Genomic DNA, 7,030 nt, shown 5'->3' with positions numbered 1-7,030 from the left:
ATGATCTGTGACTCATCGGAACCAGCGCCGCCATCCACGGGTAGTGCTGTCGTGTGAAGCATCGGCACCTGCTCAAGCGCACGCGGCAACATCAGGGGTTGTCCGTCTGTTGCTGTGAGGCCTGCTAGGGCGTTCTCATCGCGAGACGCGAGGATGAACCCTGTCAGACGCTCATTCGCTCCATGCAGCGCGCCACGGGCGTTCAGCAGCGGGCCATAGCTTGCCAATGCGCCGCCTGCATAGGTGTTTGCTGTCAGACCGCTGTAGTTCACAATGCCTTCTGGCTCTGCACCCGATCCGGAACCAATCAAACCAGCGCGGTCGATTTCACCGGCCAGCGCACGCGCGAGAATCCGAGGCAGTTCGGCTTCGAGGTTGAGGCTGTCCTGCATGAGTTCGACGGATGCTTTGATCATCACGGCCAAAGATTTCGGTGCGAGTGTGACGCCAGAAAATGTTGGATCGCTCTCATTCACCGCAGCGTTCTCAACGCGCCACGCAGGCACGGGGTCAGAAGCAACTTTGGCAATCACTGTCTGGTCAGACGTCAATGGCACGATCCGTGCCCCAGCTTGCGCTAAGACCATCTCGGCGCGGGCCAGGTCGATCAGTTCCGATGATGTGACTGTTGGGACAGTGAAGCCACCGGCTGCATCTGTTCCGCCACCCAATGCGCGACGTTCGGCGTCGTTCTTTGGACCGGTTGTGAGGGCGCGCAGATAAGCACCAGCGCTCACATTCTCGTGGCTGTGATCCTTGGCCTGCGCCCAGGAGCGCATCGTTTGACGGGCTTCCAGCGCGTAGGCGGCTGGCTCCTCGGAGCGATGGTCTCCGCCATCAAATGCCGGTGCAGATGTGTTGTCGAACATCGGACGTCTGCTGAGGTCAATCGCGGATGACGGGCCGCGATTACCACGGGCGGTGCGCGCATCCATCTCAACGCTAATCAGGTCAATCAGGACCATCAGCGCATCATGTGCAGCTTCCATAGCAGCGGCGACGGCTTCGGGAGTATTGTCAGTAACGTCTTGTGCAACGTCACGCGCGGCGCGCTTTGCATCAGCTTGCAGCGAGGCAAGTTCAGGCCACTCAAGATCTTGAACGTCAGCGTCCAGCGCTAACTTGCGGCAGTGTTTCATCGCGTGTGAACGGATCGCGGATCGTTGCGTCGCGGACAGGCGCGTCGCGTGGGTTTGAAAATCTTTCATGGGAAAGTCTCCGGTGTGATAGTCAGGGCGCGCACAAAATCGCCCCCGACAAAAAGGTGTCAGGAAAGATCTGTGCGCCTGCCATCAGCAGCGGAACAGAATGAGGTTGCCAGCCATCAGCGGACAACGTGCAAACCATACCATGAAACGCCTCGCCCATCAATGCTGAGGCGCGTCTAACGCATCTGCCATTTTGCGCAGAACCCGCTGGGCCTCTTGCGGGCCATGCCATTCAGCCAGTCCATAGGCCGCTGCTTGCGCAATCGCAGCCAGGTGAATTTCGGTGCGGGCAACGCTGTGCTCTTGCTCCGCGATTGCAGCAATCGCGCGGTGGAAGTCATTTCGGACGCGGGCTTGGCCTTCAATCACCAATTCTTCCAGGAGGTACTTTTCAGCGTCTGTCATAGCTCTGGGCTCCGGTTGTGGCTCCCTGTCATCGTAGCATATCTCGATTTAGAATTGTTCTAAAAAATAACCCATAGGGCGATTTTTGTGACGACGAACGGTGTGCCGGTTTCAACCAGAGGGGGGCTTAAAACTGAGAATGGGTGTTATGTTATCTGAAGCATAACACCTGCAAATACACTTGAGGTTGTGGGGGGTGATCTCTCGCGCGTGGGCGCGCCCGCGCGTGAAGGCCCCTTTCTACCCCAAAATTTCCGTAAACGCGAAACAAGAAAGCTTTGCGCGCCGGTCCCGTAAAAATCGCCCTAGAGATTTGACCCACCCTACCCCATCATCCGCACCAGCGCGCGTCTCTGGGCGGTGTAGTCGTCTGTGATGGGGCTATCAGGGCCAACTGCCCAAACCAACTTGCGGCGCTTCAGCGGGCCATCCAGCGCGCCATCAGCGTCGATCAATCCCATGACATAAAGTCCGATCATAACGTCATGTACTTGTTTGGCTGTCAGGTTCAACTTCCGCGCCACGTCATCTTTGTCTTGGGTCTCATGCAATGCCAAAGCCACTTGAGAAAGTCGTCCGCCTATAGGCAACCCTGCGGCCCTTACGCGCTTGTGCGCAGCCAATGCAACATGGGCCATGTTGTTCAGCTTGGCGCGGTGTCGCTTCCATGACCGGCTGTCTTGTAAATTCACCACATCGGCGGGCACGACGTCTGGGGCAGGTATCGAAGCCGGCGCTGCGGGAAGGCTCATGATTTCGGCTGTCGGGGTTACCACCTCGGTTTGGGGCAGGTGTCGTTTCACCTCTGTAGCGGCGTCCTCAACCCACGGCGCGATGATTGCCTGCGTCGTGTTTCGCGCCCTCGGAGTTTGCAGTTCCACCACTGGGCAACCTTTCCCATATAGACCCCTTATGGAAAAGGTTGCCCAGTCAGTTAGTCGGTCCAAAACTTTAGCTGCAGCTTGCTTTGAGGCATATAAATCGGGGTATGCTTTTGACGCCTGCGATGGAGACAAGAATACGGCGCCACGGTCCATCATCGGCCCCAGCGTGCCATGCGCCTGTAGCGTCCGTCGCAAGTCCACCAGCCTCACCGGATAATCCAGCACTGCATCAGATATGACGGTGCATCTCACTGGTGCATTTGTTCTGTTCACGGCGCGCAAACGTCCGATCGCCTGTGTCACCTCGGCATCTCGGATCAGGCGCAAAATCATTTCGCCCCGTTCGTCCGAATGGGTTGCGGCCTTTGTCTGCTCCAGCCTCATGCCTTGTTCATCTTCGACTGGACGCCACGTTGTGCCTTTGTGGTCGAGGTCTCCAGTGCAGGGCGTTCCCCAGATCGCACCAACCATGCGGGCGATTGCTTCGGTCGGGGGCAATGTCCGCCCGATGATGATAGCTTGCTCTGCGTCTTGCATTTCATTCATGCCGCGCAGGGCGTTGAAATGGCCTGTCAGGATCTCGGAGGGGAGGTCCATCGCGGCAATCGTGTCCTTGTTGCCTATGACTGCGGTGCGTCCTTCCATGGCCTTAGCCTTGGCGAAATATGCCGCGTTCGCGACGTTGCCGGTCGGCTGTCCCTTGGCAAAGAAAAACGATTTTGCCCCCGATAGGTTCGGGTCCTGCTCGATGGTGATGTTTTCTTTGGCGCGGATCTCGACGTGATGGGCCAGCGCCTCACCTGCCAGCAGTGCGGCAACTTCAACGTTCGCTGTCGCGTCCAACATCAACACGGGCGCTGTGCGGTAGGATTCGCTTATCGGGCGCAAACCACTCAGCACACATTCCAATCCGTTCTCACCATGCCTGATTTGCAGGCGGGCGTTCTCGGCTATGCCCTCATCAATTGAACGCTGTATTTCGCCAAACACACCGGCGGCGGCTGTCAGCGTTTTATTGTGGGCAATCTCTGGATGTTCTTCGTCCTCAATCTTGCGGCCCCATTCCAGTTTGTGCGCGGCCAATGCATCTTCACTTGTCCACCCGCGCAGGTCGGTCAGGCGTAAATATCCAAGACCATGCGCCTCAATCGTGTTTTGCAGCTTTTCGCGGAACGCCCGTAAGTCGGCCTCCTGTTCAAGCTTTGTCAGTTCCTTGCTCTTTCGCGTCATCCGTGTGGGCGCGGCGAGCAATGCAGCAAGCGGCACTGGGCGTCTGTTTGCGCTCATCAGGGCGTTTAAGGGGCTTTCATCAACAACCGTCGCCAGCAGTGTCTGATCGCTCCGCAGCGGCGTCCCTGCGGCTTTGAGGCGTTCGTGAGAGACCACATAGATATCGGCCACGGCACCAATGCTTTTTTGGTGAAGGCAATCATCGGCAAACGGGCAAAATCCGCAAAGTTCGTTGGTGTCGAGGTGCAGGGCGGTGCGCTCGCGGTAGGCGTCCAGCTGTTTGCAAACCGTCTCATCGGGCTTGTTAGGGTCTTTGGCCTCAACGCCGTATAATTGCACCACCGACCGCCCTTTGACTGTGGCCTCAATATCGGCCACCACCTGTTGTCCCAGCCGGTGCATGGGGAAGGCCATCACAACGGCTCCATTTATGCCTTTGCTGTCGGCCTCATCAAATAGGGCGGGCAGGGCTTTGATTGTCGCGCTTGTCTTGCCCAGCCCCAGCGTCGCTTCGATCAGCGTCACGCCATCCCTGCGCAGTCCCTCGGCTACTTCCGCCTGCAGACGGGTGCGGGCGCGGTCAGCATCCATAACAGGCGGTAGCGCTGTGATTTGGCGCTGTGGGTTGCCTGCGGGTGCTTCTACTTCCTCGCGGTGCCTAAACTTCACCGCTTGTGCCAAGGCGCGTTCTACAACTTCGGGGCCGCTGTCCCGCAATGTGTCTGCCAAGTCGCGCTTGCTGCCCTCGGGCTCAGGGGCGCGTGCCACCCAGACATCTACGCCACGCTGCGCATGTGCATCGCGTGCCGCATCGAATGCCTTGGCTGCAGGGCTGTCTGTGGCGTCTTGGTCTGGGCAGAATATCACCTGCCGATCGAGGGGGGGCGGTGCAGTCGCAAAACCGCTTGCACCGAATACTGCCCAAACCTCAAACCCTGTTGCTTGAGCAATCGCTGCCGCTGTCTCAGGGCCCTCTGCTATGCAAAGGGGGCCACCTTCCACTCGTGCCGGTATCCTTGCAGGACTGCCACCAATCGTTCCAAATGCAGGCTTGCGGGGGTCCTCGGGGGCCTTGCTGCCATCGTTGAGGATTAGGACGCGCTGTCCACCTGTTACCTGTCCTGCCGCATCGACTGCCCATGCCACCAGAGCGGGCCTGTGAGGGCTCAGGACGCCCAAACCATGAATAGGGGGCAGGTAACTCCACCCCTCGGGCATGACGTCAATGCCACGGCTTGCCAGATATGACGCTGCAGGACTGCCGCTCAGGGGCAGGGCGCGGGCTTGCAGGGCCTTGATCAGCTGGGCGTCGCTTTGGGCCTTAGATGCCGCTTCTAGCGCGCTCTTGGCCTCACGCTCTGCCTTTCGCACCATCAACGCGGATAGGTCGATGTTTTCGTTGTCGGTTATGCCGCAAAATTTTGCGGCCTCTTGTAGGACGCGGGGAAAATCATCTCGTGCGGAGTTCAATCCGCAGAGTTCGATCGCCACCAGATCGAGCAAGTCACCGCCTGTGCCTGCCGTATGGTCAAACCATTGACCACGCTTAGGGCCCTGCACCACCATCGAGCGGGCAGAGGTTTCTAGGGCGCGCCAATGCCTGCCGTTAGCCTTTGTAGGCTCTCCCCATGCTAGCCTGAAAAGATCCTCCGCCCTATCGCTTAGGGCCTGCCGTATGGCCTCCGCACGCGCACCACGATCGTCAGGGCGAACCCCGTTTGTGTTTTCGTCTGTCATGGCCATCCCCTTACGCTTTCGCTGCGAGGATCTGGGCGATGCTGGGCAGATCCGCCTGCAGCACCTTCCACTTCTTGCCAACTTTTTTTGCGGGGATCTCACCGGCAATTACGGCGCGCCAAACATGTTGATATGATGGGCGCACGCCAAATTTACGAAGGGCGACGGCTGTGTCTGTTAAGGAAAGTTCGGTGGTCATCTCTTAAGCCTCTTTTTTTTGGCTTGATCGAGACACCTTGGGAATGTATCCATTCCTTGTGTTTTTGACTTAAGCCCAAAAACCTATCTTCAAGGCCGGTTAGTGTTAGCGCACTGCCGGCCTTACTCGTTTGTGGGTCCGCTTTCAGCATCGCCACAAAACCTTGTGTAAACGAACTACCCCTAGTGGTCCAAGCTAATTTTTTCTCGATCTTGTGGGTTATCCTGCTTTTCTTGTGGGTTATCCTATTTTCGACCCAGCAAGCGGGCCAGAAACCCCTTTGGGGGGTCTTGTTTCTCCAACAATCTATTAGCTGTTTGACGCCATTGTTCGCGGTCCCCTTCGAGGTCATCAATGCGGGCATGTGCCATCTTAAGTTCGGCTTGTAACAGACGGATTTCAATATCGTTTACCCCCGTTTCAGAGGGGGTTTCCAATCGTTCGCCATCAATGGGTTGCGATGGGGTAGGGGGGTAAACCCTATGCAGCTCGACCGGCTCGATCTCATAACTTCCATTAGGCAGTTTATGCGCGCTGATTTTCCCGCTTTTTATGGCTTTGCTGATCGTTGCCTTTGACTTTCCAACCGCCTTTGCGGCTGTTCCCAAGGTGTGTTTCATGTGGGTTTCCAATCGTTCGCAGTAAACGGATGCTTCGGGGTATACCACGAACGCCATCAGTTTCACCCTAAACTATCGCTCTGATCAGCTTGCCGATAGAAACCTTCGCGCACCGCCTCCGGCTCAAATCCTGCTAAGTCGCAAATTTGCTCAAAATCCGGTGTCCAGATCCAAGCCTCGTCTTTGTCGGACCGTCGTGCGTCTTTGAGGCCTTCCAGCAAAATTCGACGCCACAATGCTTGAATGGGGTGCATCCTCACCTCTTTTTAAATTTGCGCGGCCCCCGGCGATATTAAAATTGGAACCAGTGCCGCGCTGCGGGTGTTTTGTGCCACCGCCCGCTGGGCCACCTGGTCGCTAATCGTGAATCCATGTCATATCAAATTCTTGATTGAACGGGGTCGAGGCGCACTAACGCTGCATTGGGCAGTCTGGTTTGCGCTTAAAGGCGGGAGGGACAAGTGATGCCCCTCCCCATGCGACCTACCTGCATCCCAACAGGCGGGCGCACATCCCGTCGTTAGCCCGTCACGCCATCAAGCACCGTAAAGGCACTCTCACGCGCTGCGGCAAAGTCCACGCGGGCATGAGCGATCAACCCGAATTGAAGGTTGTCCATGAAGCGCTCACGCAAGAGCTCCAAGCGGATCTCCGACCGGATGCCCATGAGCATCTGGCTAAAGTCACCGGCGATGATCTGTGACTCATCGGAACCAGCGCCGCCATCCACGGGTAGTGCTGTCGTGT

General features: G+C 57.4%; 7 protein-coding genes. All 7 read right to left on the bottom strand.

Going from position 1 to position 7,030, the window contains the following annotated elements; genetic code table 11:
- Window positions 1-1,208, bottom strand: a 1,208-nt coding sequence (locus AC4GMC_RS16515) for a phage major capsid protein (RefSeq protein ID WP_488052102.1), incomplete at its 3' end; no start/stop codon positions are given.
- Window positions 1,209-1,367: 159 nt separating this feature from the next.
- Window positions 1,368-1,613 carry a hypothetical protein gene (locus tag AC4GMC_RS16510; protein WP_487877857.1) on the bottom strand — a complete coding sequence of 82 codons (246 nt, stop codon included), beginning with the start codon at window positions 1,611-1,613 and terminating at the stop codon, window positions 1,368-1,370.
- A 323-nt stretch (window positions 1,614-1,936) separates the two neighbouring features.
- The gene (locus tag AC4GMC_RS16505; RefSeq protein ID WP_487880390.1) at window positions 1,937-5,464 is read right to left on the bottom strand and encodes a DUF7146 domain-containing protein; all 3,528 of its coding nucleotides are present in this window, start codon (window positions 5,462-5,464) and stop codon (window positions 1,937-1,939) included.
- 10 nt (window positions 5,465-5,474) lie between these two features.
- The gene (locus tag AC4GMC_RS16500; protein WP_487877861.1) at window positions 5,475-5,663 is read right to left on the bottom strand and encodes a hypothetical protein; all 189 of its coding nucleotides are present in this window, start codon (window positions 5,661-5,663) and stop codon (window positions 5,475-5,477) included.
- A 245-nt stretch (window positions 5,664-5,908) separates the two neighbouring features.
- Window positions 5,909-6,283: a MerR family transcriptional regulator gene (locus AC4GMC_RS16495; protein WP_487877860.1), complete on the bottom strand. Its 375-nt coding sequence runs from the start codon at window positions 6,281-6,283 to the stop codon at window positions 5,909-5,911.
- A 62-nt stretch (window positions 6,284-6,345) separates the two neighbouring features.
- Window positions 6,346-6,537 (bottom strand): hypothetical protein, encoded by a 192-nt coding sequence (locus AC4GMC_RS16490; protein ID WP_487877859.1) that lies wholly within the window; start codon window positions 6,535-6,537, stop codon window positions 6,346-6,348.
- 266 nt (window positions 6,538-6,803) lie between these two features.
- Window positions 6,804-7,030 (bottom strand): phage major capsid protein (locus tag AC4GMC_RS16485; RefSeq protein WP_488052103.1); only part of this gene is annotated, 227 nt, incomplete at its 5' end.

The organism is Thalassobacter sp., assembly GCF_982993085.1.
Note: the sequence above shows the minus strand (reverse complement) of the source record. Positions and strands in the feature narration are given on the sequence as shown.

What these genes read in the sequence shown, in the direction of transcription:
- AC4GMC_RS16510 (WP_487877857.1), bottom strand. Translation starts at nt 1,613, where the DNA reads ATGACAGACGCTGAAAAGTACCTCCTGGAAGAATTGGTGATTGAAGGC.
- AC4GMC_RS16505 (WP_487880390.1), bottom strand. Translation starts at nt 5,464, where the DNA reads ATGACAGACGAAAACACAAACGGGGTTCGCCCTGACGATCGTGGTGCG.
- AC4GMC_RS16500 (WP_487877861.1), bottom strand. Translation starts at nt 5,663, where the DNA reads ATGACCACCGAACTTTCCTTAACAGACACAGCCGTCGCCCTTCGTAAA.
- AC4GMC_RS16495 (WP_487877860.1), bottom strand. Translation starts at nt 6,283, where the DNA reads ATGAAACACACCTTGGGAACAGCCGCAAAGGCGGTTGGAAAGTCAAAG.
- AC4GMC_RS16490 (WP_487877859.1), bottom strand. Translation starts at nt 6,537, where the DNA reads ATGCACCCCATTCAAGCATTGTGGCGTCGAATTTTGCTGGAAGGCCTC.